The organism is Pseudomonas reinekei, assembly GCF_001945365.1.
Lineage (GTDB): Bacteria > Pseudomonadota > Gammaproteobacteria > Pseudomonadales > Pseudomonadaceae > Aquipseudomonas > Aquipseudomonas reinekei.
The window spans coordinates 38,666-65,443 of record NZ_MSTQ01000023.1; the positions used below are offsets into that span (position 1 = coordinate 38,666).

The window sequence follows — 26,778 nt, forward strand, 5'->3', positions numbered from 1 at the left end:
GCGAATGCCGATGTATAGCGCAGGCATGCTTATAATGCCCGGGCCAATGCGGGTGACGGATTTGCGGGAGATGAAAGATGTTGTTACGTGGCCTGACCTGGCTGGTGCTGTTTCAATTGCTCGGCACCGCGATCAACCATTTGTTTTTGCCGTTCCTGCCGGGGCCGATCATCGGCCTGCTGCTGTTGCTGGTGTTTCTGATCAGCCGGGGGCAGGTCGGTGAACCGCTGAACCTGGCGGCCAGCAGCCTGTTGCGCTACCTGCCCCTGCTGCTGGTACCGCCGGCCGTGGGTGTGATGGTGTATGCCGCCGACATCGCCGCGGACTTCTGGGCCATCGTTGGTGCGCTGTTCCTGTCGCTGCTGCTGTCGATGGCGTTCGCCGGTGTGCTGATGCAGCGGCTGGTCAAACGCCACGTTCATCCCGAGGACAGCCAATGATCTTCGACTGGCACGGCGCCTGGGCGTCGGTGATTCATCATCCTCTGTTCGGCATCGGCATCACCCTCGGCGCCTATCAGCTTGTATTGGCCGCCTACGAGAAAACCCGCTGGATCTTTTTGCAGCCGGTGCTGGTGTCCATGTTGCTGGTGATCGGCGTATTGGTGGGCTGCGGCCTGACCTATGTCGAGTACCGCAAGAGCACCGAGATCCTCAGCATTCTGCTGGGGCCGGCGACGGTCGCGCTGGCTGTGCCGCTTTACCTGAATCTGCGGCGGATTCGGCAGTTGTTCTGGCCGATATTTACTACGCTGGTGATAGGCGGTGTGGTCGCCACCGTTCTGGGCGTGTTGCTGGGCTGGTGGTTCGGTGCCGAGCACATGATCCTGATGACCATGGCGCCGAAGTCGGTCACCTCGCCGATTGCGATGTTGGTGGCCGAGCAGATTGGCGGTGTCGCCGCGTTGGCCGCGGTGTTTGTGTTGATCACCGGGGTGATCGGCGCGATCTTTGGTCCGAGTCTGTTGACCCGTCTTGGCGTCCACAGTCCCGAGGCCCGGGGCATGGCGCTGGGGATGACCGCCCATGCCGTCGGCACGGCGGTGGCGATGCAGGAAAGTGAAGAATGTGGTGCCTTCGCGGCGCTGGCGATGAGTTTGATGGGCGTGGCCACGGCGGTGTTGCTGCCGTTGGCGGTGTCGATGGTGGTGTAAAGGAAATGTCTATGAACATGCCGCTTTTCCCGCTGAACACAGTGTTGTTTCCCGGCTGCATCCTCGACTTGCAGATTTTCGAGGCGCGCTACCTGGACATGATCGGTCGCTGCATGAAGCAAGGCGGCGGCTTCGGCGTGGTCTGCATCCTCGACGGCGATGAGGTCGGCATCGCCCCGGCAGGGTACGCGCTGGTTGGCTGTGAAGCGCTGATCACCGACTTCAAGACCCAGGACAATGGTCTTTTAGGGATTCGGGTTCAGGGCGGGCGGCGCTTCAACGTACTGCGCACCGAATTACAGCGTGACCAGTTGATCGTGGCCGAGGTCGAGTGGCTGGACGAAGGGCCGGAACAGCCGCTGCAGGATGAAGATGCCGATCTGGTGGCCTTGCTCAAGGCCTTGGCTGAACATCCGATGGTTGAAGCCCTGAACATGGGCACTGAAGCCACCGGGCAGCAGTCGCTGGCCAACCAGCTGGCTTACCTGTTGCCCTTTGCCGAACTCGACAAGATCGACTTGCTGCAACTCGATGATCCGCAGCAACGACTGGATGCGATTCAGGCGCTACTGGATGAGTTGCAGGGCGAGTTGTTTGCCTGAGCAGATGCGCATGCTTCAACGTGCTTGAGTGGTGATGGGCTGAAGATGTTTTAAAAAGCACCCCGGCCTGACAGGTCGGGGTGTTTATTTAATAGGCGTAGCGCAGCATCGTGTGCGGTAAATGCCGCAACACGAAGAACCCGAACAGAGCCACCAGCGACGGCAATATCAGCCACCATATTTTCGGCGGCATCGCATTGAGCGATGCCTTGCGCTGGATCAGCCACAGGCTCGCCGCGCAGACGCATGACGCCAGCATGGCACCTGCCAATACATCCGTTGGCCAATGGGCGCCGAGGTACACCCGCGACAGGGCGATCGCCAGCGCCGGCAGACAAGCCACCAGCAACCAGGTCAGGCGCATCCGCGGGGGTTGTCCGCGACCCGCCAGCACGGCCAGGGTCAGGAACAGCGCAAAGGCACCTGATGCATGGCCACTGGGCATGCTGTAGCTGGTCAGGGGGTCGCTCAACACCTCCGGGCGCACGCGGGCGAAAAAGTTTTTGGTGGCGGTGTTGGCCAGCGCAGTGCAAAGCAGCGTACTGCAAGCGAAGATCGCCTGACGCCATTGCCGGGTGATCAGCAACAGCGCCACCAGCAGGACGCTGAACAACAGCATATTGCGGAATTCGCCGATCAGCGTGAGGACCACCGCCACTTCATCCAGCATGGGCTTGCGATGTTCCTGGACCAGGGTCATCACACCTTGATCCAGTGCGTTCAGATGCGGATAGCCGATAAACAGTCCGGCGAGAATCAGCAGACTCAATCCGGTAATGAATACCGTGGCGTTGCGATGTCGACGCAAACTGCTGGTTGCACTCAACCCGACCATGACGGCGATGGCGCCGGCAACGATCCCTGCTTCCGGCCAGAAACCTTCGGGCAACGGCAAGCGAATGGCTGCGCCGGTGGCCCAGCCCGGCAGCAGATACGCCACCGACCATCCGGCGCCAGCCAGCAGGCTGACGGCGAAGAAGCGCGGGAAGGGCATGTCGAACATCCCGGCCACCATCGGCAGCATGGGGCGCAGCGGGCCGATAAAGCGTCCGACCAACAGGCTGGCGATGCCATAGCGCTGGAAGTACGACTCCGCCCCGGCGATCCACTCGGGGTGATGGCGCAGGCCTGGCAGGCGCCGGATATTTTGATGGAAGTGGCGTCCGAGGAAATACGACACCACATCACCCAACACGCCGGCCAGGAAGCCCAGTAACAGGGTTTCACTCAGCGACAATGCGCCACTGCCGGCCAGTACCGCGACGGCGAACAGCAATACCGTGCCGGGCACGATCAGGCCGGCAATCGCCAGGCATTCGACAAAGGCCACGAGGAACACCGCCGCCGCCAGCCATTGCGGGTTGAGCGTCAGCCAACCGGTCACGCTATCGAGCCATGGGCCCATAAAAACAACTCCATTGAAATTTCAGTCCGCCCTCGTGAGAGCGAGCAGGCTCGTCCTCACGAGGGATCTTTCCATTCTCAAGTCAGCACAAAATAGTCGCGCCCTTCGACCTGCCCCCGTCGCAGCGGGTTCCGCGTGCACCAGGCTGCGTAGGTCGCGTCGACGAAGCGGTACATCAAATGTTCGTCTCGCCCATGGGGAATGCCCAGGCGCGTGGTCTGGATAATGTGGGCAGGGGACTGGCCGACGTCCTCAACCAGCAGCACCTCGTGGTCGAAGCGTTTGGCATCCCAGACCGGCACCTTCAAACCCAGCGACTTGCACAGCAGCGTTTGCCCGGCGCAGAGCTTTTGCGCCGGGCGAGGGCGCCCTTGGGCGTCGGGGTTGTTCAGCAGCATCTGCGCCAGGCTGGCCGGCCCGCTCAGTTCATCGACCCAAGGGTAGGCGGACTTGATCAGCACCGCATTGCCCGGCCCCTGGGCGCTGAAGTTCAGCGAATCACCGCCACGGGCGTAATACATATAGATGTGGCCGCCATCCAGAAACAAAGCCTTACGCTTTTCTGTGTAGCCAAGGGACGCATGGCTACCTTTTTCGGCGCAGTAATAGGCTTCGGTCTCAATGATCCGGGCACTGAGCCACAGGTCGCCGACCCGATGGCGGATGATTTTGCCCAGTAGATCCCGTGCAAGAATTTGCGCATCGCGGTCGAAAAACGCGTCCGCAAGGCCCGCGGGCGGGCTCGTGGCGGACGCTCGAACAGTCAGGTTGGACATGATGAACGGCATTTGTCAGGGCTGATTGAGTCGTGATGATAACAATTTGCAGCTTAATCCCGGCTTAACGTCGGCTATTTGCCCTCCATTTCGACCATCCGCCCGTCACCGCTGTTAGTCAGGAGACACGACAGCTATAATCTGCCGCTTTACTCTTTACCAAGACCTTAGAAAAGACCACGCCCAGACCATGACTGAGTCCGTTCTTGACTACATGACCCGCTTGGGTCGCGCCGCCCGCGAAGCGTCTCGCGTGATTGGCCGCGCCAGCACCGCGCAGAAAAACCGCGCCCTGCAGGCTGCCGCCAACGCACTGGACGCCGCCCGCGCCGAGCTGACGGCAGCCAATGAGCTGGACCTGGCGGCCGGTCGCGCCAGTGGTCTGGAGCCGGCGCTGCTTGAGCGTCTGGCGCTGACCCCGGCGCGCATCGACGGCATGATCGTCGGTTTGCGTCAGGTGGCCGCGCTGCCGGACCCGGTTGGTGCGATCCGCGACATGAGCTTCCGTCCGTCGGGTATCCAGGTCGGCAAGATGCGCGTGCCATTGGGCGTGATCGGGATCATCTACGAATCCCGTCCCAACGTGACCATCGACGCCGCCAGCCTGTGCCTGAAGTCCGGGAACGCGACCATCCTGCGCGGCGGCTCCGAAGCCATTCATTCCAACCGTGCCATCGCTGCGTGCATTCAACGCGGCCTGGCCGAGGCCGATTTGCCGGCCGCCGTGGTGCAAGTCGTCGAAACCACGGACCGTGCTGCCGTTGGCGCGCTGATCACCCTGCCTGAATACGTCGATGTCATTGTGCCTCGCGGCGGTCGTGGCCTGATCGAGCGTGTCAGTCGTGACGCCCGCGTGCCAGTGATCAAGCACCTGGACGGTATCTGCCATGTTTATGTCAGCGAACACGCCGACCTGGCGAAAGCCCGGCGCATCGCATTCAACGCCAAGACCTACCGGTATGGCATCTGCGGTGCCATGGAAACGCTGCTGGTCGACCACACCGTTGCCAAAGATTTCTTGCCCGCCATGGCAGCCCAGTTCCGCGAAAAAGGCGTCGAACTGCGTGGCTGCGAACGCACCCGGGCGATCATCGATGCCGTGCCGGCCAGCGAAGACGACTGGAGCACCGAGTATCTGGCGGCGATTCTGTCGATCCGCGTGGTCGACGGTCTGGACCAGGCCATCGAGCACATCAACCATTACGGCTCGCACCACACCGATTCGATTGTCAGCGAACACCAGGGCGACAACCGGCGTTTCGTGGCTGAAGTCGATTCGTCGTCGGTGATGATCAACACCCCGACCTGCTTCGCCGATGGTTTCGAATACGGATTGGGTGCCGAGATCGGCATTTCTACTGATAAGCTGCACGCCCGCGGCCCGGTCGGCCTCGAAGGCCTGACCTGCGAGAAGTATGTCGTGGTCGGCGATGGTCAGCTGCGCGGACAGGAGCCGGCCTGACTTGGGCGACTTCGACCCGTCAGCCCCGTCGACCGTCAGCGAGCCATTGCCTCGCCGTATTGGTGTGCTGGGCGGAACGTTCGACCCGGTGCACATCGGTCATTTGCGTGGTGCGCTGGAAGTCGCCGAAACCCTGGCACTCGATGAGCTGCGCCTGACACCCAGTGCCAGGCCGCCTCATCGGGAGACGCCGCAGGTGTCGGCGCAGGACCGTCTGGCGATGGTCGAGTGCGCGGTGGCCGGCGTGGCACCGTTGGTGGTGGATGACCGCGAATTGCAGCGGGACAAACCGTCCTACACCATTGATACCCTGGAGTTGATGCGTGCCGAAATGCTCGCAGAGACCCAGGTTTTTCTGCTTTTGGGCTGGGACGCATTTTGCGGCCTGCCCACTTGGCACCGCTGGGAAGAGTTGCTCCAGCATTGCCATATCCTGGTGTTGCAACGCCCGGATGCCGACAGCGAACCGCCGGATGCCTTGCGCAACCTGCTGGCAGCGCGCTCGGTGAGCGACCCGCTGGCCCTCAAAGGGCCGAGCGGACAGATTGCATTCGTCTGGCAGACACCGCTCGCGGTATCCGCCACCCAGATCCGTCAACTGCTGGCCAGCGGTAAGTCGGTACGTTTCCTGGTGCCCGACGCGGTCCTGGCCTACATCGATGCGCACGGACTCTACCGTGCGTCGAACTGAATAGGAGTGCCTCAAGGCACGTAGCAACAACGTGTATTGAAGCGCCCGAACATACGAGCAAAACGAGTTTTATATGACGAGCAACAACGAAAGCAAAGTAAAACGCAAAGGCACCTTCAAGAGCGCCCCGCTGCCTGAGAAAGTGCTGGCTGCCGAGCCGCCTAAAGGCGACGAGCTGGTCAAGATCGCCGTAGCCGCACTGGAAGATGTCAAGGCCCAGGACGTGCTGGTCATCGATGTCCGCGACAAGCAGAGCATCACCGACTTCATGATCATCGCCACCGGTACCTCCAACCGCCAGATCGGCGCGATGCTGGACAAGGTTCGCGAAGCCGTCAAAGCCCTGGGCATCAAGCCGCTGGGTGAAGAAGGCAAGGGCGACAGCGACTGGGTGCTGCTGGACATGGACGACGTGATCGTTCACATGATGACTTCCAACGCCCGTCAGTTCTACGACCTGGAGCGCCTGTGGAAAGGTGCCGAACAGAGCCGTGCCGCCGACGGCAAACACCACAGCCCTGAAGTTGGTCACGAGCATTTCACCAAGCTCAACAAAGACCAGGAATAAGGAACGGCTGTGCGACTGCGACTGATCGCCGTCGGTTCTCGCATGCCCAAGTGGGTGGAAGAAGGCTGGCATGAATATGCCAAGCGTCTTCCGTCCGAGCTGGCGCTGGAACTGGTGGAAATTCCGCTCAACACCCGGGGCAAGAACGCCGACGTGGCGCGCTTTATCCGTCAGGAAGGTGAAGCCATGCTGGCCAAGGTCGGGCCGAACGAGCGTGTTGTCACTCTCGAAGTCCACGGCAAGCCCTGGAGCACAGAGCAGCTGGCGGTGGAACTCGATCGCTGGCGACTGGACTCGCGCACCGTCAACTTCATGGTGGGTGGCCCCGAAGGGCTGGCGCCGGAAGTCTGTGCCCGTGCCGATCAGCGCTGGTCACTGTCGCCGTTGACGTTGCCGCATCCGTTGGTGCGAATCCTCATCGGCGAACAGCTGTATCGTGCCTGGACAGTCCTGTCCGGCCACCCTTACCACAAGTAGTTCTGCCCTCATGCCTCAGCCGATCCGCATCAAGGACCACGAAAAAGACGCCCGTCTGGTGCGTGGCCGTGTCGTGTTCGGGGCCATTGCGGTGGTGGCACTGATCGGCGTGCTGATCGCACGTCTGTATTTCCTGCAGGTGATCCAGTACGAGTACCACTCGACCCTGTCGGAAAACAACCGGGTCCACGTGCAGCCGATTCCGCCGACCCGTGGCCTGATTTTCGACCGCAACGGCGTCGTGATTGCCGACAACCGGCCGAGTTTCAGCCTGAGCATGACCCGCGAGCGGTCGGGCGACTGGCAGCAGGTGCTTGACGTCATCGTCGAAGTGCTGGAGATGACGCCCGAGGACCGGGTGATTTTCGAGAAGCGCATGCGTCAGGGGCGCCGGCCGTTCGAGCCGGTGCCGATCCTGTTTGAGCTGACCGAAGAGCAGATCGCCCGGATCGCCGTTAACCAGTTCCGCCTGCCGGGGGTGGAAGTGGTTGCGCAGCTGGTTCGTCACTATCCGCAGGGTGCGCATTTCGCGCACTCGGTGGGTTACATGGGGCGGATCAACGAGAAAGAGCTCAAGACCCTGGATCCGGTCAATTACAGCGGCACCCACCACATCGGCAAAACCGGTATCGAGCGCTTTTACGAGCCTGAACTGCACGGCCAGGTGGGCTACGAAGAAGTGGAAACCAACGCTCGGGGCCGGGTATTGCGGGTGCTCAAGCGTACCGATCCGATTCCCGGCAAGGACATCGTCCTGAGCCTGGACATCAAGTTGCAGGAAGCCGCCGAGGCTGCACTCGGCGGGCGGCGCGGCGCTGTCGTGGCGCTGGACCCTAAAACCGGTGAAGTGCTGGCGATGGTCAGCCAGCCGAGTTTCGATCCGAACCTGTTCGTCACGGGCATCAGTTTCAAGGCGTATTCCGAGCTACGCGATTCCATCGACCGGCCGTTGTTCAACCGCGTGCTGCGCGGTCTGTACCCGCCGGGTTCGACGATCAAGCCGGCGGTGGCGATTGCCGGTCTGGACGCGGGCGTGGTGACAGCTTCGTCCCGGGTGTTCGACCCGGGCTACTACATGCTGCCCAACTATGATCACAAGTATCGCAACTGGAACCGTACCGGTGACGGTTTCGTCGACCTCGATACGGCGATCATGCGTTCCAACGACACCTACTTCTATGACCTGGCGCACAAGCTGGGGATCGATCGGTTGTCGGCCTACATGACCAAGTTCGGCATTGGCCAGAAAGTCTCCCTGGACATGTTCGAAGAGTCGCCAGGCCTGATGCCGACGCGAGAGTGGAAGCGTGCAACACGTCGTCAGGCCTGGTTCCCGGGGGAGACGCTGATTCTCGGGATCGGTCAGGGCTACATGCAGTCGACGCCGTTGCAACTGGCCCAGGCCACTGCGCTGGTGGCCAACAAAGGGGTCTGGAACCGTCCGCACCTGGCCAAGACCATCGAAGGCGAGAAGCCGGTGGACCATAACCCGATGCCGGACATCATCCTGCGCGACCCGGCGGACTGGACCCGAGTGAACCATGGCATGCAGCAGGTCATGCACGGTGCCCGAGGCACTGCACGCAAGGCCTCGATTGGTGCGCAATACCGGATTGCCGGCAAAAGTGGTACGGCTCAGGTGGTCGCGATCAAGCAGGGCGAGAAATACGACCGCTCCAAGGTCCAGGAGCGCCATCGCGACCACGCATTGTTCGTCGGCTTCGCACCGGCCGACGATCCGAAAATCGTGGTCTCGGTGATGGTCGAGAACGGTGAGTCGGGCTCCGGCGTGGCTGCGCCGGTCGTGCGTCAGGTCATGGATGCGTGGCTGCTGGATCAGGACGGTCACCTCAAGGCCGAGTACGCCAACCCTATCAGTGCTGAGGCTACTGCCCGTGATGAATAATTTTGATCGCATGCTCTCCAGCGAGGATGTGATGCGGCGTCGCGCGACGTTGTTGCAGCGCCTGCACATCGACGGACCGCTATTGATTCTGCTGCTGACGCTCGCCGCGGGCAGCCTGTTCGTGCTGTATTCGGCCAGTGGCAAGAGCTGGGATTTGCTGGCCAAACAGGCCACTTCGTTCGGTATCGGCCTGGTGTCGATGATCGTTATCGCCCAGCTCGAACCCCGTTTCATGGCCCGTTGGGTACCGGTCGGGTATGTGGTCGGCGTGCTGTTGTTGATCGTAGTGGATGTGATGGGTCACAACGCCATGGGCGCCACGCGCTGGATCAACATCCCCGGTGTCATCCGCTTTCAGCCATCGGAGTTCATGAAGATCCTGATGCCGGCGACCATCGCCTGGTACCTGTCCAAACGCACGCTACCGCCGCAGCTCAAGCACGTGGGCATCAGTCTGCTGTTGATCGGCGTTCCGTTCATATTGATCGTGCGCCAACCGGACCTCGGCACGTCGCTGTTGATTCTGGCCGGTGGCGCATTCGTGCTGTTCATGGGGGGGCTGCGCTGGCGCTGGATCCTCAGCGTGCTCGCCGCCGCGGTGCCGGTGTCTGTCGCCATGTGGTACTTCGTCATGCACGATTACCAAAAGCAGCGCGTCCTGACGTTCCTCGACCCGGAGAGCGATCCGCTGGGCACTGGCTGGAACATCATCCAGTCGAAAGCCGCCATCGGTTCCGGCGGCGTGTTCGGCAAGGGTTGGCTGCTGGGCACCCAGTCGCACCTGGACTTCCTCCCGGAAAGCCACACCGACTTCATTATTGCGGTGATGGGTGAAGAGTTCGGCCTGGTGGGCATCTGTGCGCTGCTGCTGATCTATCTGCTGTTGATCGGGCGCGGGCTGGTGATTACCGCCCAGGCCCAGACATTGTTCGGCAAATTGCTGTCCGGCGCGTTGACCATGACGTTTTTTGTTTATGTTTTCGTCAATATCGGTATGGTCAGCGGCTTGTTGCCGGTGGTGGGGGTGCCGTTGCCGTTCATTAGCTACGGAGGAACTTCGCTGGTGACGCTGCTGTCAGCGTTTGGGGTTTTGATGTCGATCCATACCCATCGTAAGTGGATCGCACAGGTTTGAATAAGGTGAAGAGTTCAATGCAAGTAATGCGTGGCTGGGCGACTCGATATGCGCCGTGGGTCGGCCTGGTAAGCATCCTTGGCACTGCGCAGGACGCATTGGCCGGCGATTACGAAGGCTCACCGCAGGTCGCCGAATTTGTCGGTGAAATGACCCGCGACTACGGTTTTGCCGGTGAACAGCTGATGGGCGTGTTCCGCGAGGCCGAGCGCAAACAGTCGATCCTGGACGCCATTTCGAAACCCGCGGAGCGGGTCAAGCAGTGGAACGAATACCGCCCGATGTTCATCACCGATGCGCGCATCGCGCGGGGCGTTGATTTCTGGCGCCAGCACGAAGCGGTGCTGGCCCGGGCGGAACAGGAATACGGCGTGCCGGCCCAGGTGATCGTCTCGATCATCGGCGTTGAAACCTTTTTCGGCCGCAATACCGGCAATTTCCGGGTAATCGATGCCTTGTCGACCTTGGGTTTCGACTATCCTCCCCGTGCCGAATTTTTCCGCAAGGAATTGCGTGAGTTCCTGCTGCTGGCCCGTGAAGAACAGATCGACCCGTTGACCCTCAAAGGCTCCTACGCCGGGGCGATGGGGCTGCCGCAGTTCATGCCCAGCAGCTTTCGCGCCTATGCGGTAGATTTCGACGGTGATGGCCACATCAATATCTGGAACAACCCGGACGATGCCATTGGCAGCGTCGCCAGTTACTTCAAGCGTCATGGCTGGGTCGCCGGCGAACCGGTGGTGAGCCGCGCCGATGTGCGGGGCGAGCAGGTCGATGAAGGTTTGACCACCGGCATCGAGCCGACTAAAACCGTTGGAGAGTTGCTGGCCTTGGGCTGGTCAAGTCATGATGCGCTGCGCGATGATATGCCGGTTACCGCATTCCGACTGGAAGGCGACAATGGCCCTGAATACTGGATGGGCCTGAAGAATTTTTACGCGATCACGCGATATAACCGCAGCGTGATGTACGCCATGGCCGTACATCAACTGTCTGAACAGCTGGTCCAAGCACGGGGCGTCAAGTAATGCGGGCATTGCCTATGAATAAACCCCTGAAGCTCATGGCATTTGCCGCGTTGGCGGTGCTGGTCGCCAGTTGTTCGACCAGCCGCGCGCCGGCCCAGAAGTCCTCCACTGCCGTGCGTTCGACACCAGGGCTGGACATCAACCGGGCTCACAAAGATGGTGCACCCTGGTGGGACGTCGACGTTTCGCGCATCCCGGATGCCACGCCGACCCTGCACACCGGCCCGTACAAGGCCGCGCCGTATTCGGTACTGGGCAAAACCTATTTCCCGCTGCAAGAGTCCAAAACCTACGTGCAGTCGGGCACGGCGTCCTGGTACGGCACCAAGTTCCATGGCCAGAACACCGCCAACGGCGAAGTCTATGACCTGTACGGCATGAGTGCCGCCCACAAGACTCTGCCACTGCCAAGTTACGTTCGGGTGACCAACCTGGACAACAACAAGACGGTGATCCTGCGGGTCAATGACCGCGGGCCGTTCTATTCGGACCGCATCATCGACTTGTCCTACGCGGCCGCCAAGAAGCTCGGCTACGCCGAAACCGGCACCGCACGGGTCAAGGTCGAAGGCATCGATCCGCAACAATGGTGGGCCGCCAAGGGCCGTCCGGCGCCTTTAATGCTCAACGAGCCGCAAGTCGCGCAGAATAGCGCCCCGGTTATCACGGCTTCGGCCGGTACCGTTGAGCAATGGACTCCGCCGCCGCAGCAACACGCCGCCGCTGTCGTTCCTGTACAAATCGATGCAAAAAAAAACGCTTCTGCACCAGCGTCTGGCCAGTATCTGCAGGTGGGCGCGTTCGCCAACCCGGACGCTGCAGAACTGCTGAGGTCGAAGCTCAGCGGGATGGTGAGCGCTCCGGTGTTCATCAGCTCGATCGTGCGCAATCAGCAGACCCTGCATCGGGTGCGCATGGGGCCCATCGGTTCGCCGGGTGAAATCCAGCAAGTGCAGAACAGTGTGCGCCTGGCCAATCTCGGTTCGCCAAGCGTAGTGACCGAGTAAGCCACTGAGTAATATGTAGAACTTGATTGACGGTTCATCTGCGGTTTTGGGGGGTGAACCAGGTTGTTGGCTCGTTGAAGAACAAAAGCCCGGCAAGGGTTACTGAGTGAGCAGCTGAACACGCGATGGCCCGTTAGAAGGCTGTCTGAATAGTTTTGCCCTCGGGCAAGTTTCCATTAGCGATTTCGAGAGACGGATGAACATCACCACCTTTGCCAAACGCCTGTGCCTTCTAGTCCCGCTGCTCCTCTCGCCTGCCGCCTTCGCGGTCGAGATGATGCCGTCCCCACCGCAACTGGCCGCCAAGGCCTACGTGCTCATGGACGCCAGCAGCGGCAACGTGCTGGTCGAAAACAACGGTGATCAGCGTCTGCCGCCAGCCAGCCTGACCAAGCTGATGACGGCTTACATCGCGACCCTGGAAATCCGTCGCGGCCAGATCGGTGAAAACGATCCGGTTACCGTCAGCGAAAACGCCTGGCGTACCGGCGGTTCGCGGATGTTCATCAAGGTTGGCTCGCAGGTGACTGTCAGCGACTTGCTGCACGGCATCATCATTCAGTCGGGCAACGACGCCAGCGTTGCACTCTCCGAGCACATCGCCGGTAGCGAAGACGCGTTCGCCGACATGATGAACAAAACCGTTGGCGACCTGGGCATGACCAACAGTCACTTCATGAACCCGACCGGTCTGCCGAACCCGGAGCACTACTCGTCGGCTCACGACATGGCCGTGCTGGCTCGCGCGATCATCCACGAAGACCCGGCTCACTATGCGATCTACTCGCAGAAAGAGTTCTTCTGGAACGGCATCAAGCAACCTAACCGCAACCTGCTGCTGTGGCGCGACAAGACCGTCGACGGCCTGAAAACCGGCCACACCGAGGAAGCAGGCTACTGCATGGTGTCCTCGGCCGTGCGTGATGGCATGCGTCTGATCGCCGTGGTATTCGGTACCAACAGCGAAGTGGCTCGCGCCGCTGAAACCCAGAAGCTGCTGACCTACGGTTTCCGTTTCTTCGAAACCCAGACCTTCTATCAGAAAGGCGCCGAGCTGGCTCAGGCACCTGTCTGGAAAGGTTCGACCAACCAGGTCAAGGCCGGCCTGGCTGAAGACCTGACCATGACCCTGCCGAAAGGCCAGCTGAAAAAGCTCGCGGCCAGCATGACCATGAACCCGCAACTGGTTGCGCCAATCGCCAAGGGCGACGTGATCGGTAAAGTCGAAGTCAAGCTGGACGACAAGGTGGTGCACAGCGCTGACCTGATCGCTCTGGACGGCGTCGAAGAGGGTGGTATCTTCCGTCGCATGTGGGATAGCATCCGTCTATTCTTCTACGGCTTGTTCAACTGATAGTGTGCACCTGCAAAACCCCGCGCTGATCCGGCGCGGGGTTTTGCCGTCGCCACGGCTTACGCTTACGAGGCCGTTACGCCATGACCGATACTGAAGTAAAGGCGCCCAAGATCGAATTCCCTGCCACTGATTATCCGGTTAAGGTGATCAGCGACACGGGTGTGGGCAACAAGGACAAGATCATCGACATCGTCCGCAAACACGCCAAGATCAATGACGAGCGTGTTGACGAGCGTCAAAGCAGCAACGGCAAATACACCACTATCCAGTTGCACATCGTCGCGACCGACCAGGACCAGCTGTACAACATCAACAGCGAACTGCGGGCCACCGGTTTCGTACACATGGTGCTGTGATGTCCGGCACGCTGGGCTTTCGCGAACTTGGTCAGATGGCTTACGAGCCGGTCTGGCATGCCATGCAACGCTTCACCAACGAACGTGGCACTGATGCTGCCGACGAGATCTGGCTGGTCGAGCACCCGCCGGTCTTCACCCAGGGCCAGGCTGGCAAAGCCGAGCATTTGTTGCTGCCGGGAGATATCCCGGTGGTGCAGGTCGACCGGGGTGGGCAGGTTACCTATCACGGCCCCGGACAACTGGTGGCGTACCTGTTGCTGGATGTGCGCAAGCTGGGTTTCGGTGTGCGTGACCTGGTGAGCCGCATGGAGTCATGCCTGATCGAGCTGCTCGCCAGCTACGGCGTGACGGCGGCAGCCAAGCCGGATGCGCCGGGAGTCTATGTCGACGGCGCGAAAATCGCTTCTTTGGGTCTGCGGATCCGCCACGGTTGTTCCTTTCATGGCCTGGCCTTGAACGTGGACATGAACCTGGAACCGTTTCGACGGATTAATCCCTGCGGCTACGCCGGGCTGGCGATGACCCAGCTGAGCGATCACGCAGGATCGATTGAATTTGCCGAGGTAAGTGCCCGGCTGCGCGCGCAGCTCGTCAAACACCTCGACTATGCTGAGCAGACGACCCTAACGGGCGGAATCGACTGATATGACTACTGATGCAGTGCAAACCATGATCCCGACGCAGGATGTCACCGAGCGTCCGGCCCCGCGTGCCAAGGTTGAAGCCGGCGTAAAGCTGCGCGGCGCCGAAAAGGTTGCACGCATCCCGGTCAAGATCATTCCGACCACGGAGCTGCCGAAAAAGCCTGACTGGATTCGCGTGCGCATCCCGGTGTCCCCGGAAGTCGACCGTATCAAGGCGCTGTTGCGCAAACACAAGCTGCACAGCGTCTGCGAAGAGGCTTCCTGCCCGAACCTGGGCGAGTGCTTCTCCGGTGGCACGGCGACCTTCATGATCATGGGCGACATCTGCACCCGTCGCTGCCCGTTTTGCGATGTCGGCCACGGCCGTCCGAAGCCACTGGATGTCAACGAGCCGGAAAGCCTGGCCATCGCCATCGCTGACCTGAAACTCAAATACGTGGTGATCACCTCCGTAGACCGCGACGATCTGCGTGACGGCGGTGCCCAGCACTTCGCCGACTGCATCCGTGAAATCCGCAAATTGTCGCCGAACGTTCAGCTGGAAACGCTGGTGCCGGACTACCGTGGCCGTATGGACATTGCCCTGCAGATCACCGCCGCCGAGCCGCCGGATGTGTTCAACCACAACCTGGAAACCGTGCCGCGTCTGTACAAGGCTGCGCGTCCGGGTTCGGATTACCAGTGGTCGCTGACCCTGCTGCAACGCTTCAAGCAGATGATGCCGCACATTCCGACCAAGTCCGGCCTGATGCTGGGCCTGGGCGAAACCGACGAAGAAGTCATCGAAGTCATGAAGCGCATGCGCGAACACGACATCGACATGCTGACCCTCGGTCAGTACCTGCAGCCGTCGCGCAGCCACTTGCCGGTGCAGCGCTTCGTGCACCCGGACACCTTCGCCTGGTTCGCCGAGGAAGGTTACAAGATGGGCTTCAAGAACGTCGCTTCCGGTCCGCTGGTTCGTTCGTCGTACCACGCCGACGAGCAGGCGAAGCTGGTCAAGGCCGAGCTGATGTCGTCCTGATCCGCCCAAAGAAATACAATACGCCCGCAAGGTCTTCAGCCTTGCGGGCGTTTTTTTGCCTTGCCCACGGCCACTGCCGTCTTTTCCTGCAACCTGCGGGGCGACAATCGCTCTTCTGTTTGTCCCCGTTCCTGACTACTGTGTGCTCAAGTGTTCACGCAGGGAGATTCATGGATGACCGTTCGACCGACCCACACCCTTTGTCCTCACACCCCGGTTCCGGCCTTGCCGTTGGAAGGGGTGATCGGCGTCATTGCGCCTGCCGGGCCGGCGCCGCTGGACACTGATAAAGCCGTGCAATGGATGCGCGCCCGAGGCTATTCACTGAAGATTTACCCCGGTGTCTACCAGAAGGAGGGTTACCTGGCCGGCAGCGACGAGGTCCGCCTCAAGGACTTGCATGCCGCATTCGCCGATGACGAGGTCGATGCGATCATTTGCCTGCGCGGTGGTTATGGCACGCCGAGGTTGCTCGATCGCATCGATTTCGAATTGCTGCGCCGTAACGCCAAACCCTTCATCGGCTATAGCGACATCACCGCGCTGCACCTGGCGATCAGCCGCTATGCAGGCTTTGTGACGTTTCATGGCCCGTTGCTCAATGCCGATCTGCTGGGCGACAGGCAAAAGCCCACCGAGCCTTCTTTTTTCAACATGCTGCGCGGGCAGGTGAAGGCGGGTAGCGTTTTGGTACATCCGGTGGCCTACCCCTTGAGCACAATCGAGCCTGGCATCGCCCATGGGCGTTTGCTGGGGGGCAATCTGTCGATGATCGCCGCGACCATGGGCACGCCCTACGAAATCGATGCCGAGGGCGTCATTCTGTTCATCGAGGACATCAACGAGCCGCTGTATCGCATTGACCGTCTGCTGACTCACCTGCGACTGGCCGGCACGCTGGGCCAGCTGCGCGGGGTGCTGGTGGGCGATGTGGCGGGGGTGGACGTGCCCGCGCTGGAGCGGTTGCTCAAGCAGACGTTCGAGCCTTTGCGGATCCCGGTGTTGTCCGGGTGGCGCAGCGGCCACTGTGATCCGAACCTGACGCTGCCGATGGGCGCGCTGGTCAGGCTGGATGCGGGGAGCAAGGCGTTGATGCTGGAGCAGGATGTGGTGGTCAGGCCCTAGAGCTTCATCGCCTGATAGTCAGTCATCGCGGGCAAGCCCGCTCCCACGGGGATTGCGAATGACCTGTGGGAGCGGGCTTGCCCGCGAAGCTTTTAACGGTTACGCAACCCTTCCAGCAATTTGTGCGTCGGATATCCGTCCGCCGGCCAGCCAAACGACTGCTGGGCGCTGCGGATCGCTTTGCGTGTGTTGGCGCCGATGATGCCGTCTGCCGTGCCTGCGTCGTAATTCTGCGCGCTCAGGAGGTTTTGCAGCTCGATCCGTTCGGTACGGCTCAGCGGCAGATCATCCTTTGGCCACGAGCCGTTGATCAGGCCCGCGCCATTGAACCGCTCGGACAGCAGGCTCACGCCCAAGGCATAGGACGAGGAGTTGTTGTACTTGAGAATCGCGCGGAAGTTGTCCAGCACCAGGAAGGCCGGGCCACGGTAGCCGGCCGGCAGCAGCAGCGCCGCGGACAGGTTTTCAGAGCCTGCCGGAACCCGGCCGCCGTTGGGCAGGGTGACGCCCAATTGCTGCCACTCTGCGACGCTCTTGCGGATTGTGCCGTCGGCCAGCACGTAGTTGAAGTTGCCTGGCAGTTGCACTTCAAAGCCCCACGGCTGGCCTTTCTGCCAACCGGAGCTTTGCAGGTAGTGGGCGGTCGAGGCCAGTGCATCGGTGGCGCTGCCCCAGATGTCGCGACGCCCGTCACCATCGAAGTCCACGGCGTGGGTGTTGTAGGTCGTCGGGATGAACTGGGTCTGACCCATGGCGCCGGCCCACGAGCCGAGCATTTTCTCCGGCGCGATATCACCCTGTTGCAGGATTTGCAGCGCCGCAATCAATTGTGCGTGGGCGAAGCCCGGGCGGCGACCTTCATAAGCCAGGGTCGCCAGCGAGTTGATCACCGACTTGCTGCCCTGGAACTGGCCGAAATTACTTTCCATGCCCCACACGGCAACGAGGGCCTGACGATCGACGCCATAGCGCTGTTCGATGCTTTGCAGGATATCGGCGTACTGGTCGACCAGCGCCTGACCTTTGCGAACCCGCAGCGGCGACAGGGCGCCATCGAGGTATTCCCACACCGGTTTGGCGAACTCCGGTTGGCTGCGGTCGGCACGGATCACGCTGGCGTCGAAGCTGATATTGGCAAAGGCACGGTCGAACAAATCGGCCCGAATACCGGCTGCCAGGGCATCCTTGCGGAAACCCGCCTGCCATTCGGCGAAGGTCTGGGTGGGCTGGATGTCGAGGTTTTCACCGTTGGGAACCACAGGCGGAAGAACCGCGGGGGCGGTGGCGACAGGCAGGGTCTTTAATGGCTGGGCATCGGCGGCGGTGGGTTTTTCCGCGCAGGCGACTAGCAAAACGAGGCTGGAGGCAGCAATCAATTGGCGCAGGTGCCAACGACGGGAAAGACAAAGGGGCATGCACGGGTCCAGGGAAAACGGATCAAGTGCAGACCTTAACATGTTGAGCGGGCGCATGCCTTTCAGGCCGCCAGAAAGTAAGAAGCCTCCCAGTTGTCAGACTGGAAGGCTTCGCGGCGGTAGCTGCCTTTGCCCTTGCCGGCTCGTTCCTGGCGGCTGCGGAACAGGGGCTGGGCGATGATGGATTTGGCCTTGTTGGGGCCGCGTTTGGACGGCTTTTTGCTCATGATGATCTCTCGCAGGTAATGGTTTTTGCGGGGCAAATCATCGGCCGAACTTGGGGTTCTGTCCAGCCCCGCGACGTAGGAAATGACGACCTGTAGCGAGGGAGCTTGCTCCACCCGGCGGAAGCAAGCTCCGTCGCCACAAAAGCTTTACTCGGCAGGCAACGTCAGACGCTGCCCCGCCATCAACAGCGTCAACCGACTCAAGCTCATCCACGGCGAACCTGCCGCCTGGCCCTTGATCTGCGCGTCGATGCGCTGTGCTTCGAGCAACAACTGCGCCCAGCGTTGCGCCGAGTAACGTTGCAGGGCTTTGCTCATTAGCGGTTTACGCTTGTCCCAAACCGGTGGCTTGGCCTGGCTGAAGGCTTTGTCCAACGGGGTGCCCTGGCTGTATTGCAGCGAAATATTGGCCAGCAGCCGCAATTCGCGAGCAAGGGCCCAAAGGATCACCGGTGGCTCGACACCTTCGCCGCGCAGTCCTTCGAGCATGCGCAGGGCATGGGCGGCCTCGCCGTTGAGAATCGCGTCGGTCAGCCCGAAGACATCGAATCGCGCACTGTCGGCAACCGCAGCCTGTACGGTTTCGACAGTGATCTGACCGCCTTCGGCCATCAGCTTGAGCTTTTCGATTTCCTGGGCGGCAGCCAGCAAGTTGCCTTCAACCCGTGCGGCAATCAGCTCTACGGCGTCCTGGCTGGCGGACAACCCGGCCTGGGACAGGCGCTGACGGATCCAGCTCGGCAACTGGCTGACATCCACCGGCCAGATTTGCACGAACTGGGTGTGCGGGCCTTCGACCAGCGCCTTGCCCCACTTGGTTTTCTGAGCACTGCCGTCGAGCTTGGGCAGGCTGATCAACAGCACCGTGTCTTCGGCCGGTCGTGAGCAGTATTCGATGAACGCGGCGGCACCTTTGTCACCGGGCTTGCCGGAGGGCAGGCGCAGTTCCAGCAGACGCTTTTCGGCGAACAGCGACATGCTCGCACCGGCTTGCAGCAACGTGCCCCAGTCGAAACTGGCGTCGGCGGCAAAAACCTGGCGTTCATCGAAGCCCTGTTGACGGGCAGCGGCACGGATAGCGTCGGCGGCTTCCTGGCACAGCAAGGGGTCATCGCCACTGATGACGTAGACCGGCGCGAGAGCGCCTTGCAGGTGTTTGCCGAGTTGGGCGGGAGCGAGTTTCATAGAAGGCGGCAAACGGGGCGCCTGAGCGCCCCGCAAGACTTACTGCTGCGGCAGTTCGAGAGGCGACTGGCGCGGGGTTTCCGCTTCAGCCTTCTGTGCCGCTTCCAGTGCCGCGGCTTCTGCCTTGGCCTTGGCATCAGCGGTTTGCTGCAACTGGTCCAGCTGGGTCGGCGTCAGTTGTTGCAAGCGCAGCATCATGCGCTGAACCAGCTCCCGACGGATTTCCTTGCGAGCGTCGGTCGCTTCCTGGTCAGAACCCACCAGGTTGTTGCCGTCGTGGATGAAGATTTTCTGCACTTCAAGCTTGTCGCTCATCAGTGGCAGGTTGCCTTGGCCGAGGATGTCGTAGTTGAGCACCGTGGTGACCTGGTACTCGCCGGTACGGCCCGCACCTGCATAGCTGAGGATGCGCTGGGATTCCTGTTCGTCGGCCAGGAACAGCTTGTAAGGTGCGCCGGTGTAAACCTTGACGCCGCTGCTTTCCAGAACCTGGCGCATTTGGGTCACGGTTTCGCCGTAGGCGTTGCGGGCGCTCAGGTCGAGTTCCTTGATCGCCAGTTCGGTGGTGCCGGTGCCGCGCAGCTGGAAACCGCAGGCGCTCAACAGGACTGCGAGGCCCATCACCAGCAAGTTGCGTTTGATCATTGTGTTGCTCCCCTTGAAACCATGTGGGCCGATGATGCGGCCCGAAAGGTTTTACTCGGCGCCAGGCATGACCTGGCGCCTGATCCAATTAGCTGGCGACGATGTTGACCAGTTTCCCGGGCACCACAATCACTTTACGAATGGTCAGACCGTCGACGAAGCGCAGCACGTTTTCGTTGGCGCGTGCGGCGGCTTCGACTTCTTCACGGGTCGCGGTGGCCGGCATTTCGATCTGGCCACGCAGCTTGCCGTTGACCTGGATCACCAGCGTCAGGCTGTCCTGCACCAGTGCGCTGTCGTCCTGCTCCGGCCAGCCAGCGTCGATCACCGGGTCGGCGTGACCCAGTTGATTCCACAGCTCGTGGCTGATGTGCGGCGTGATCGGAGCCAGTAGCAGCGTCACGGTTTCCAGACCTTCGTGAATCAGCGCGCGATCCTGTTCAGTGGCTTGTGCGGCTTTTTCCAGCACGTTCATCAGCGTCATCACTTGGGCGATGGCGGTGTTGAATTTGTGGTTCTGGCCGACGTCCTGGCTGGCTTGTTTGATGGCCAGGTGGATCGAGCGACGAACGGCTTTCTGCTCGTCATTCAGGCTGGCGACGTCCAGTTTGCCCGGAAGGCCCTGGCTGACGTGGGCTTGCGCCAGACGCCAGACGCGCTTGAGGAAGCGGTGCGAACCTTCGACGCCGGAGTCAGACCATTCCGCGCTCATGTCAGGTGGCGAAGCGAACATCATGAACAGGCGGCAGGTGTCTGCGCCGAACTGGTCGATCATCGACTGTGGGTCGACGCCGTTGTTCTTCGACTTGGCCATCTTCTCGGTGCCGCCGATTTCCACCGGCAAACCGTCGGTTTTCAGTTTGGCGCTGATGACCTTGGCCTTGCTGTCACGCTCAAGTTCGACGTCCGCCGGGTTGAACCAGGTATAGGCACCGTTGGCTTCGCGACGATAGTAAGTCTCGGCGATCACCATGCCTTGGGTCAGCAGGTTCTTGAATGGCTCGTTGGAGCTCACCAGGCCTTCGTCGCGCATCAGCTTGTGGAAGAAGCGCGCGTAGAGCAGGTGAAGAATCGCGTGTTCGATACCGCCGATGTACTGATCCACCGGCAACCAGTGGTCGGCCGCCGATTTTTCCACCAGGCCACCTTCAAAGTGCGGCGAGGCGTAGCGGGCGTAGTACCACGAGGACTCGACGAAGGTGTCCATGGTGTCGGTTTCACGCTTGGCAGGCTGGCCACATTTCGGGCAGTTGCACTCGTAGAACTCGGGCATGCGCGCCAGTGGCGAGCCGGCACCATCGGGTACGACATCTTCGGGCAGCACGACAGGCAGTTGATCTTCCGGCACCGGCACGTCACCGCAAGCGGCGCAGTGGATGATCGGGATCGGGCAGCCCCAGTAGCGCTGACGGCTGATGCCCCAGTCGCGCAAGCGGAACTGGGTGCGCGAGGCGCCCAGTGTTTTCTTGATCAGTGCCACTTCGATGGCGTCGAAGGCACCGGCGAAGTCCAGGCCGTCAAACTCACCGGAATTGATCAGCGTGCCGTGTTCGCCATAGGCGTCTTGCCATGGCGCAGGGTTGGTGTCGCCTGCGCTTGTGCGCACCACCGATTTGACCGGCAGGTTGTACTTGTGGGCGAATTCGAAATCGCGTTCGTCGTGGGCCGGAACAGCCATCACCGCGCCGTCGCCGTAGTGCATCAGGACGTAGTTGGCGACCCAGACCGGCAGTTTTTCGCCAGTCAGCGGATGTTCGACGAACAGGCCGGTTGGCAGGCCTTTTTTCTCTTGGGTGGCGACGTCGGCTTCAGCAACGCTGCCGCCCTTGCATTCGGCGATGAACGCTTGCAGCTCGGGATTGTTGCGGGCGGCCAGGGTGGCCAGGTGGTGCTCGGCGGCTACGGCGACGTAGGTCGCGCCCATCAGGGTGTCCGGACGGGTGGTGAACACTTTCAGCGTGCCGGCTTCGCCGATGGAATCGACGTTGTACGGGAACTGCACTTCCATGCCCCGGGACTTGCCGATCCAGTTGCGCTGCATGGTCTTGACCTGTTCAGGCCAGCCCGGCAGGTCGTCGAGACTCTCCAGAAGCTCGTCCGCGTAGGCGGTGATCTTGAAGTAGTACATTGGGATTTCGCGCTTTTCGATCAGCGCGCCGGAACGCCAGCCGCGACCGTCGATCACCTGTTCGTTGGCCAGGACGGTCTGGTCGACCGGGTCCCAGTTCACGGTGCCGCTTTTCTTGTAGATCACACCTTTTTCGAACAGGCGGGTGAACAGCCATTGCTCCCAGCGGTAGTAATCGGGCTTGCAGGTGGTCACTTCACGCGACCAGTCCACTGCCAGGCCCAGGCTGCGCAGCTGGGATTTCATGTAGGCAATGTTCTCGTAGGTCCACTTGGCGGGCGCTACGTTGTTCTTCATCGCGGCGTTTTCCGCCGGCATGCCGAAGGCGTCCCAACCCATTGGTTGCAGAACGTTTTTGCCTTGCATGCGCTGGTAGCGGGAGATCACGTCGCCGATGGTGTAGTTGCGCACGTGCCCCATGTGTAGCTTGCCGCTGGGGTAAGGGAACATCGACAGGCAGTAGTAGGTCTCCTTGCCTGGCTGTTCACTGACTTCAAAGGACTTTTGCTCGTCCCAGAATGACTGGGCGGCGGCTTCGATCTCACGGGGCTGATATTGTTCGTGCATGGCTACTTTTGAACTGAATAGGGGTGGCCTAATCCTCTTCAATGCAACGCTGGACGGTGATCACGCCAATTCGGCGTTTCGGTGTCCAGTCGCGCTGGAAGTGGAGTTACAGGAAGCGCCGTAGCATACATGACCGCACTCTACCGAGGGAAACCCTGATTGCTGCCGCGCGTCTCGCGAAAAACGCCGCGAGGGCCGTTGGTCGCGGCGCTCAGCCGGTTTGTGCATGGAAGCTAAGCTCTAACTGGGGAGTAGGTCTTATCTTCCAATGAGGTGAGGGATGGTTGAGTCACAACGAAAAGCTACTAAACCGGAGTTGTACGAAAGACTGATCGATCGTCTTGGAATGGCCCTGGAAGCGGCAAAAACCGCAGGCCGGTTGCGTGATGAACGTCCACTGGAGCTGGAATTGCGCGGCTTGAGCCCCGCAGAGTTTGCTCTGGTCAAGGCGTACCTGGATCGCAGCGAGCGTGAGACACACGGATGCCTGTCCGAGGCAATAAAGCAACTCGACGCACCACGCTCAGCCAAAATTATCTGGCTCAAGGACAAAGTACCCGGCAAAGACGCGGTAAAGGTCCGGTCCCTGCAATTCAAGTAAGACACCGAGCCATGCTCCAGGGTTTTTTCAAGCATAGTCCTTGCGTATTTATTGTCGCACTGCATCAACCCACTTAGGCTTCGGGCATCTTCAAGGAGATGCTCGATGCCTTTTCGCTATTTTGTGAAACAACTTCTCTTGCCCCCCGGCGTTCTTTTGCTGCTGCTGGCGCTTGCCTGGTGGTGGCGGCGCTCAAGGCCAAGGCTGGCTGCCGTGTGTTTTGCCTTGGGTTTTGGCGGCTTTTTTCTGATGAGCCTGCCGATTGTCGTGCAATGGAGCGCTGCATTCCTGGAGCGCGAGCCGCCGCTGGCGCTCGACGAATGGGCGACGCTGGCGCAACACGCTGATGCGATTGTGGTGCTGGGGTCGGGGCGCGAGCGCGGTGATTTCGCGTGGGGCGCCGATCAGCCGACCGGCGTAGGCCTGGAGCGTCAACGCTATGCGGCGCGCCTGGCCAAAGCCTCGGGCCTGCCGATTTTGACCAGTGGTGGCTTGCATTACGGTACGCCGCCCACCGAGGCCAAGATGATGGCTGACTCGTTGCGTGATGATTTCGGCGTGTCGGTGCGTTGGCAGGAAGGCCGTAGCCGCACGACTTGGGAAAATGCGCAGTTCAGCGCCGAGGTGTTGTTGCCCGAAGGGGTCAAGCGCGTGGTGCTTGTGACTCACGCCTGGCACATGCCGCGAGCGGTCTGGAGTTTCCAGAAGGCCGGGTTTGAGGTGGTGCCGGCGCCGATGGGCTTTTTAGGCACGGATGACGCCCAGCTATTCGGAGGCTGGTTGCCGGAGTTCAAGTCGATCTGGCAGAGCGGGCAGTTGATGAATGAGGCGGTGGGGCAGGTGGGGTATTCGTTGTTCTATCGATAACAGCGATAGTCAACAACCTGTGGCGAGGGAGCAAGCTCCCTCGCCACAGGGTTTAGACCGTCTTCGCCATCCGGTTGGCAATCAACGCCCAGCCAAACAGCAACACGCAAACAATGATCAACGGCCACGAGCGCCATTGCAGATAAGGCGTCAGGTTGTGCATCGGCACCACTTCGCCGTACAGGATGCCGCGTTCGAATTGCGGGATCTGTTCGGTGATCTGGCCAAAAGGATTGATCAGGCCGGTAACGCCGTTGTTGGTGGCGCGGATCATCCAGCGTCCGGCTTCCAGGGCGCGCATCTGTGCCATCTGCAAATGTTGCAGCGGGCCGATGGAGGTGCCGAACCAGGTGTCATTGCTGATCGTCAGCAGCAGCTCGCTCTGGGCGGCCAGGCCCGCGGCGAATTCCGGGTACACCACCTCATAACAGATGAACGGCGCGATCTGGTAACCCTTGGCTTGCAGCATCGGCTGATCGGCCGGGCCGCGGGCAAAGTCCGACATCGGCAGGTCAAAGAACGCGATCAACCCGCGCAGTACATCCTGCAGGGGCACATACTCGCCAAACGGCACCAGTTTTTGCTTGAGATAGGTGCCATCGCCTTCGCCGACCACGGTAATACCGTTGAAAAAGCGCTTCTGCTGATGGACGACCTGGCGGATCGGGACGCCGGTAATCAGGGCTGAGTCCCGTTGCGCGGCGAAGCTCCCCATCATGTCCAGGTAGCCCTGGGCGGACTCCTTCAGCACCGGCACCGCGGTTTCCGGCCAGATCAGCAAGTCGACGCGCTTGGAACTCATGCTCATGTCGCGGTACAGCGCGAGCTGTGCGTTGAGCTGCGCCGGGTCCCACTTCATGCTCTGTTCGATGTTGCCCTGAATCGCCGCGACACTCAGGGGTGCACCCGCCGGGCTGGTCCAGGCGTGGTGCTTCAAGGCCATGCCGGCGATCCATGGGGCGACCAGCAGCAACGCGCCCATCACGATGAAGCCTTTACGTGCGCTACGGATCAGGCGCATGCCGTTGTAGATCAGCGCAGCGGTCAGGGCCAGGGAGAAGGAAATCAGCCACATCCCGCCGACGGGGGCGAGCCCGGCCAGCGGGCCGTCGAGCTGGCTGTAGCCAGAATATAGCCATGGGAAACCGGTCAGGAACCAGCCGCGGAAGGCCTCCTGGCCGACCCACAGCGCTGCAAATGCCAGGGCATCCGCCAGCGGGGCTTCGTTACGCCGTAGCCAGCGCGCCCAAAGCCAGGCTGGCAGCGCGAAGAACCAGGCAATCGCTGCCGTGAAGATCAGCATCAGGAAACCGGCCAGTAGCACCGAAGCGCCACCGAAGTGGTGAATGCTGTAATAGATCCAGCTGGTACCCGCGCCAAACAGGCCGAAGCCGAAGCACCAGCCACGGCCCAGGGCCTGGCGTGGCGTCAGCTCGCGCAGACCCGCGTAGAAAAGCCCGACCGCCAGCAATGCCAGCGGCCAGATATCGAACGGCGCCAACGCCAGGGTGGTGATTGCACCGGCCGCCACGGCCAGCAGGTTACCGGGCCAGCCGGGGCGGGTTGTCCAGCGCATTTCAATCCTTAGCGAGCAATGGGCGTCAGGCGCAGCAAGTGAATCCGACGGCTGTCGGCATTCAGGATACGGAAACGATAGGCACCGATTTCAGTGATTTCGTTGCGCTTAGGCAGGTGCCCGAACGCGCTCATCACCAGGCCGCCCACGGTGTCGAACTCATCATCGGAGAATTCGCTGTCGAAGAACTCGTTGAAGTTCTCGATCGGCGTCAGCGCCTTGATCAGGAAGTCACCGCTGGGCAGCGGTTTGATGTAGCTGTCTTCTTCGACGTCGTGCTCGTCTTCGATGTCGCCGACGATCTGTTCCAGCACGTCTTCGATCGTCACCAGGCCGGCAACGCCGCCGTACTCGTCGATGACGATGGCCATGTGGTTATGGTTGGCGCGAAATTCGCGCAGCAATACATTCAGGCGCTTGGACTCCGGCACGAAAGTGGCCGGGCGCAGCAGGTCCTTGATGTTGAAGCTGTCGCCGTTCTCCTTGAGGATCAACGGCAGCAAGTCCTTGGCCAGCAACACGCCCATCACGTCATCATGGCTTTCGCCGATGACCGGGTAGCGGGAGTGAGCCGAATCGACCACGGCCGGCAGGAACTCGCGAGGTGTCTGGGTCGCCTTGATGCTGATCATCTGCGAGCGCGGGACCATGATGTCCCGTACTTGCAGGTCCGCAACCTGGATGGCGCCTTCGACAATGGCCAGCGCTTCGCTGTCCAACAGTTTGTTCTGGTGTGCGTCGCGCAGCAGCTCCAGCAGCTCCTGGCGGTTTTTCGGCTCGTGGGCAAAAGCCTGGGTGAGCTTACCCAGCCATGACTTCTGCCCGTTGCTCGATCGATCTTCGCTCAT

27 protein-coding genes are annotated in these 26,778 nt (G+C 61.1%); 18 read left to right on the plus strand and 9 right to left on the minus strand.

What is annotated here, in order from left to right; translation table 11 throughout:
* Positions 1–77 precede the first annotated feature (77 nt).
* From BVK86_RS25710 to BVK86_RS25720, 3 genes are read left to right on the plus strand one after another with little or no spacing between them, the layout of a single operon-like run.
* Positions 78–440: a CidA/LrgA family protein gene (locus tag BVK86_RS25710; RefSeq protein ID WP_075949054.1), complete on the plus strand. Its 363-nt coding sequence runs from the start codon at positions 78–80 to the stop codon at positions 438–440.
* Positions 437–1,153, plus strand: a complete 717-nt coding sequence (locus BVK86_RS25715; RefSeq protein WP_075949055.1) for an LrgB family protein — start codon at positions 437–439, stop codon at positions 1,151–1,153. Before BVK86_RS25710 ends, BVK86_RS25715 begins: the two co-directional genes overlap by 4 nt.
* Positions 1,154–1,164: 11 nt before the next feature.
* Complete coding sequence (locus BVK86_RS25720; protein WP_075949056.1) at positions 1,165–1,755, plus strand: LON peptidase substrate-binding domain-containing protein; 591 nt, start codon at positions 1,165–1,167, stop codon at positions 1,753–1,755.
* 88 nt (positions 1,756–1,843) lie between these two features.
* Here BVK86_RS25720 and BVK86_RS25725 read toward each other — a convergent pair whose 3' ends face one another.
* Both BVK86_RS25725 and BVK86_RS25730 read right to left on the minus strand, forming a co-directional pair.
* Entirely contained in the window at positions 1,844–3,160 is a 1,317-nt protein-coding gene (locus BVK86_RS25725) for a bifunctional DedA family/phosphatase PAP2 family protein (RefSeq protein ID WP_075949057.1), read from the minus strand.
* 77 nt (positions 3,161–3,237) lie between these two features.
* Complete coding sequence (locus tag BVK86_RS25730; RefSeq protein ID WP_075949093.1) at positions 3,238–3,936, minus strand: DNA-3-methyladenine glycosylase; 699 nt, start codon at positions 3,934–3,936, stop codon at positions 3,238–3,240.
* Between the two features lie 190 nt (positions 3,937–4,126).
* Between BVK86_RS25730 and BVK86_RS25735 the strand changes: the two genes are divergently transcribed.
* From BVK86_RS25735 to BVK86_RS25795, 13 genes are all read left to right on the plus strand, one after another.
* Positions 4,127–5,398 (plus strand): glutamate-5-semialdehyde dehydrogenase, encoded by a 1,272-nt coding sequence (locus tag BVK86_RS25735; RefSeq protein WP_075949058.1) that lies wholly within the window; start codon positions 4,127–4,129, stop codon positions 5,396–5,398.
* A 46-nt stretch (positions 5,399–5,444) separates the two neighbouring features.
* Positions 5,445–6,089, plus strand: coding sequence for a nicotinate-nucleotide adenylyltransferase (nadD, locus tag BVK86_RS25740; RefSeq protein WP_162279063.1), 645 nt, complete (start codon positions 5,445–5,447; stop codon positions 6,087–6,089).
* A gap of 73 nt (positions 6,090–6,162) precedes the next feature.
* Complete coding sequence (rsfS, locus tag BVK86_RS25745) at positions 6,163–6,657, plus strand: ribosome silencing factor (protein WP_075949060.1); 495 nt, start codon at positions 6,163–6,165, stop codon at positions 6,655–6,657.
* Between the two features lie 9 nt (positions 6,658–6,666).
* The gene (rlmH, locus tag BVK86_RS25750; protein WP_007937439.1) at positions 6,667–7,134 is read left to right on the plus strand and encodes a 23S rRNA (pseudouridine(1915)-N(3))-methyltransferase RlmH; all 468 of its coding nucleotides are present in this window, start codon (positions 6,667–6,669) and stop codon (positions 7,132–7,134) included.
* A gap of 10 nt (positions 7,135–7,144) precedes the next feature.
* On the plus strand, positions 7,145–9,040 hold the full coding sequence (gene mrdA, locus BVK86_RS25755; RefSeq protein WP_075949061.1) for a penicillin-binding protein 2: 1,896 nt from the start codon (positions 7,145–7,147) through the stop codon (positions 9,038–9,040).
* A 31-nt stretch (positions 9,041–9,071) separates the two neighbouring features.
* The gene (gene rodA, locus BVK86_RS25760) at positions 9,072–10,175 is read left to right on the plus strand and encodes a rod shape-determining protein RodA (RefSeq protein WP_162279064.1); all 1,104 of its coding nucleotides are present in this window, start codon (positions 9,072–9,074) and stop codon (positions 10,173–10,175) included.
* 17 nt (positions 10,176–10,192) lie between these two features.
* Positions 10,193–11,203, plus strand: coding sequence for a lytic murein transglycosylase B (gene mltB, locus BVK86_RS25765; protein ID WP_075949063.1), 1,011 nt, complete (start codon positions 10,193–10,195; stop codon positions 11,201–11,203).
* Entirely contained in the window at positions 11,203–12,210 is a 1,008-nt protein-coding gene (locus tag BVK86_RS25770; protein ID WP_075949064.1) for a septal ring lytic transglycosylase RlpA family protein, read from the plus strand. The genes mltB and BVK86_RS25770 overlap by 1 nt, the downstream gene beginning before the upstream one ends.
* Positions 12,211–12,406: 196 nt before the next feature.
* The gene (locus BVK86_RS25775; protein ID WP_075949065.1) at positions 12,407–13,564 is read left to right on the plus strand and encodes a D-alanyl-D-alanine carboxypeptidase family protein; all 1,158 of its coding nucleotides are present in this window, start codon (positions 12,407–12,409) and stop codon (positions 13,562–13,564) included.
* An 83-nt stretch (positions 13,565–13,647) separates the two neighbouring features.
* On the plus strand, positions 13,648–13,923 hold the full coding sequence (locus tag BVK86_RS25780; RefSeq protein WP_056855803.1) for a DUF493 domain-containing protein: 276 nt from the start codon (positions 13,648–13,650) through the stop codon (positions 13,921–13,923).
* Entirely contained in the window at positions 13,923–14,570 is a 648-nt protein-coding gene (gene lipB, locus BVK86_RS25785; RefSeq protein ID WP_075949066.1) for a lipoyl(octanoyl) transferase LipB, read from the plus strand. Before BVK86_RS25780 ends, lipB begins: the two co-directional genes overlap by 1 nt.
* Before the next feature lies 1 nt (position 14,571).
* Complete coding sequence (gene lipA / locus BVK86_RS25790) at positions 14,572–15,594, plus strand: lipoyl synthase (protein WP_075949067.1); 1,023 nt, start codon at positions 14,572–14,574, stop codon at positions 15,592–15,594.
* 174 nt (positions 15,595–15,768) lie between these two features.
* Complete coding sequence (locus tag BVK86_RS25795; RefSeq protein ID WP_075949068.1) at positions 15,769–16,719, plus strand: S66 peptidase family protein; 951 nt, start codon at positions 15,769–15,771, stop codon at positions 16,717–16,719.
* Positions 16,720–16,811: 92 nt separating this feature from the next.
* Here the strand turns inward: BVK86_RS25795 and BVK86_RS25800 are convergent, their stop codons facing one another.
* The 5 genes from BVK86_RS25800 to leuS all read right to left on the minus strand — a co-directional run bounded on the left by BVK86_RS25800 (position 16,812) and on the right by leuS (position 22,886).
* Positions 16,812–18,134 carry a lytic murein transglycosylase gene (locus BVK86_RS25800; protein ID WP_075949069.1) on the minus strand — a complete coding sequence of 441 codons (1,323 nt, stop codon included), beginning with the start codon at positions 18,132–18,134 and terminating at the stop codon, positions 16,812–16,814.
* Between the two features lie 62 nt (positions 18,135–18,196).
* Complete coding sequence (gene arfA / locus BVK86_RS25805) at positions 18,197–18,361, minus strand: alternative ribosome rescue factor ArfA (protein WP_056855798.1); 165 nt, start codon at positions 18,359–18,361, stop codon at positions 18,197–18,199.
* 147 nt (positions 18,362–18,508) lie between these two features.
* A complete protein-coding gene (gene holA / locus BVK86_RS25810; protein ID WP_075949070.1) occupies positions 18,509–19,546 on the minus strand; it encodes a DNA polymerase III subunit delta in 1,038 nt (345 codons plus the stop codon).
* 39 nt (positions 19,547–19,585) lie between these two features.
* The gene (locus tag BVK86_RS25815) at positions 19,586–20,191 is read right to left on the minus strand and encodes an LPS-assembly lipoprotein LptE (RefSeq protein WP_075949071.1); all 606 of its coding nucleotides are present in this window, start codon (positions 20,189–20,191) and stop codon (positions 19,586–19,588) included.
* A gap of 88 nt (positions 20,192–20,279) precedes the next feature.
* Positions 20,280–22,886, minus strand: a complete 2,607-nt coding sequence (gene leuS / locus BVK86_RS25820; protein ID WP_075949072.1) for a leucine--tRNA ligase — start codon at positions 22,884–22,886, stop codon at positions 20,280–20,282.
* Between the two features lie 280 nt (positions 22,887–23,166).
* Between leuS and BVK86_RS25825 the strand changes: the two genes are divergently transcribed.
* Together BVK86_RS25825 and BVK86_RS25830 are read left to right on the plus strand one after the other, a co-directional pair.
* Positions 23,167–23,487 carry a hypothetical protein gene (locus BVK86_RS25825; protein WP_075949073.1) on the plus strand — a complete coding sequence of 107 codons (321 nt, stop codon included), beginning with the start codon at positions 23,167–23,169 and terminating at the stop codon, positions 23,485–23,487.
* A 105-nt stretch (positions 23,488–23,592) separates the two neighbouring features.
* Positions 23,593–24,354: a YdcF family protein gene (locus BVK86_RS25830; RefSeq protein ID WP_075949074.1), complete on the plus strand. Its 762-nt coding sequence runs from the start codon at positions 23,593–23,595 to the stop codon at positions 24,352–24,354.
* Between the two features lie 52 nt (positions 24,355–24,406).
* Here the strand turns inward: BVK86_RS25830 and lnt are convergent, their stop codons facing one another.
* A complete protein-coding gene (gene lnt, locus BVK86_RS25835) occupies positions 24,407–25,930 on the minus strand; it encodes an apolipoprotein N-acyltransferase (protein WP_075949075.1) in 1,524 nt (507 codons plus the stop codon).
* Positions 25,931–25,938: 8 nt separating this feature from the next.
* Positions 25,939–26,778, minus strand: coding sequence for an HlyC/CorC family transporter (locus BVK86_RS25840; protein ID WP_007909641.1), 840 nt, complete (start codon positions 26,776–26,778; stop codon positions 25,939–25,941).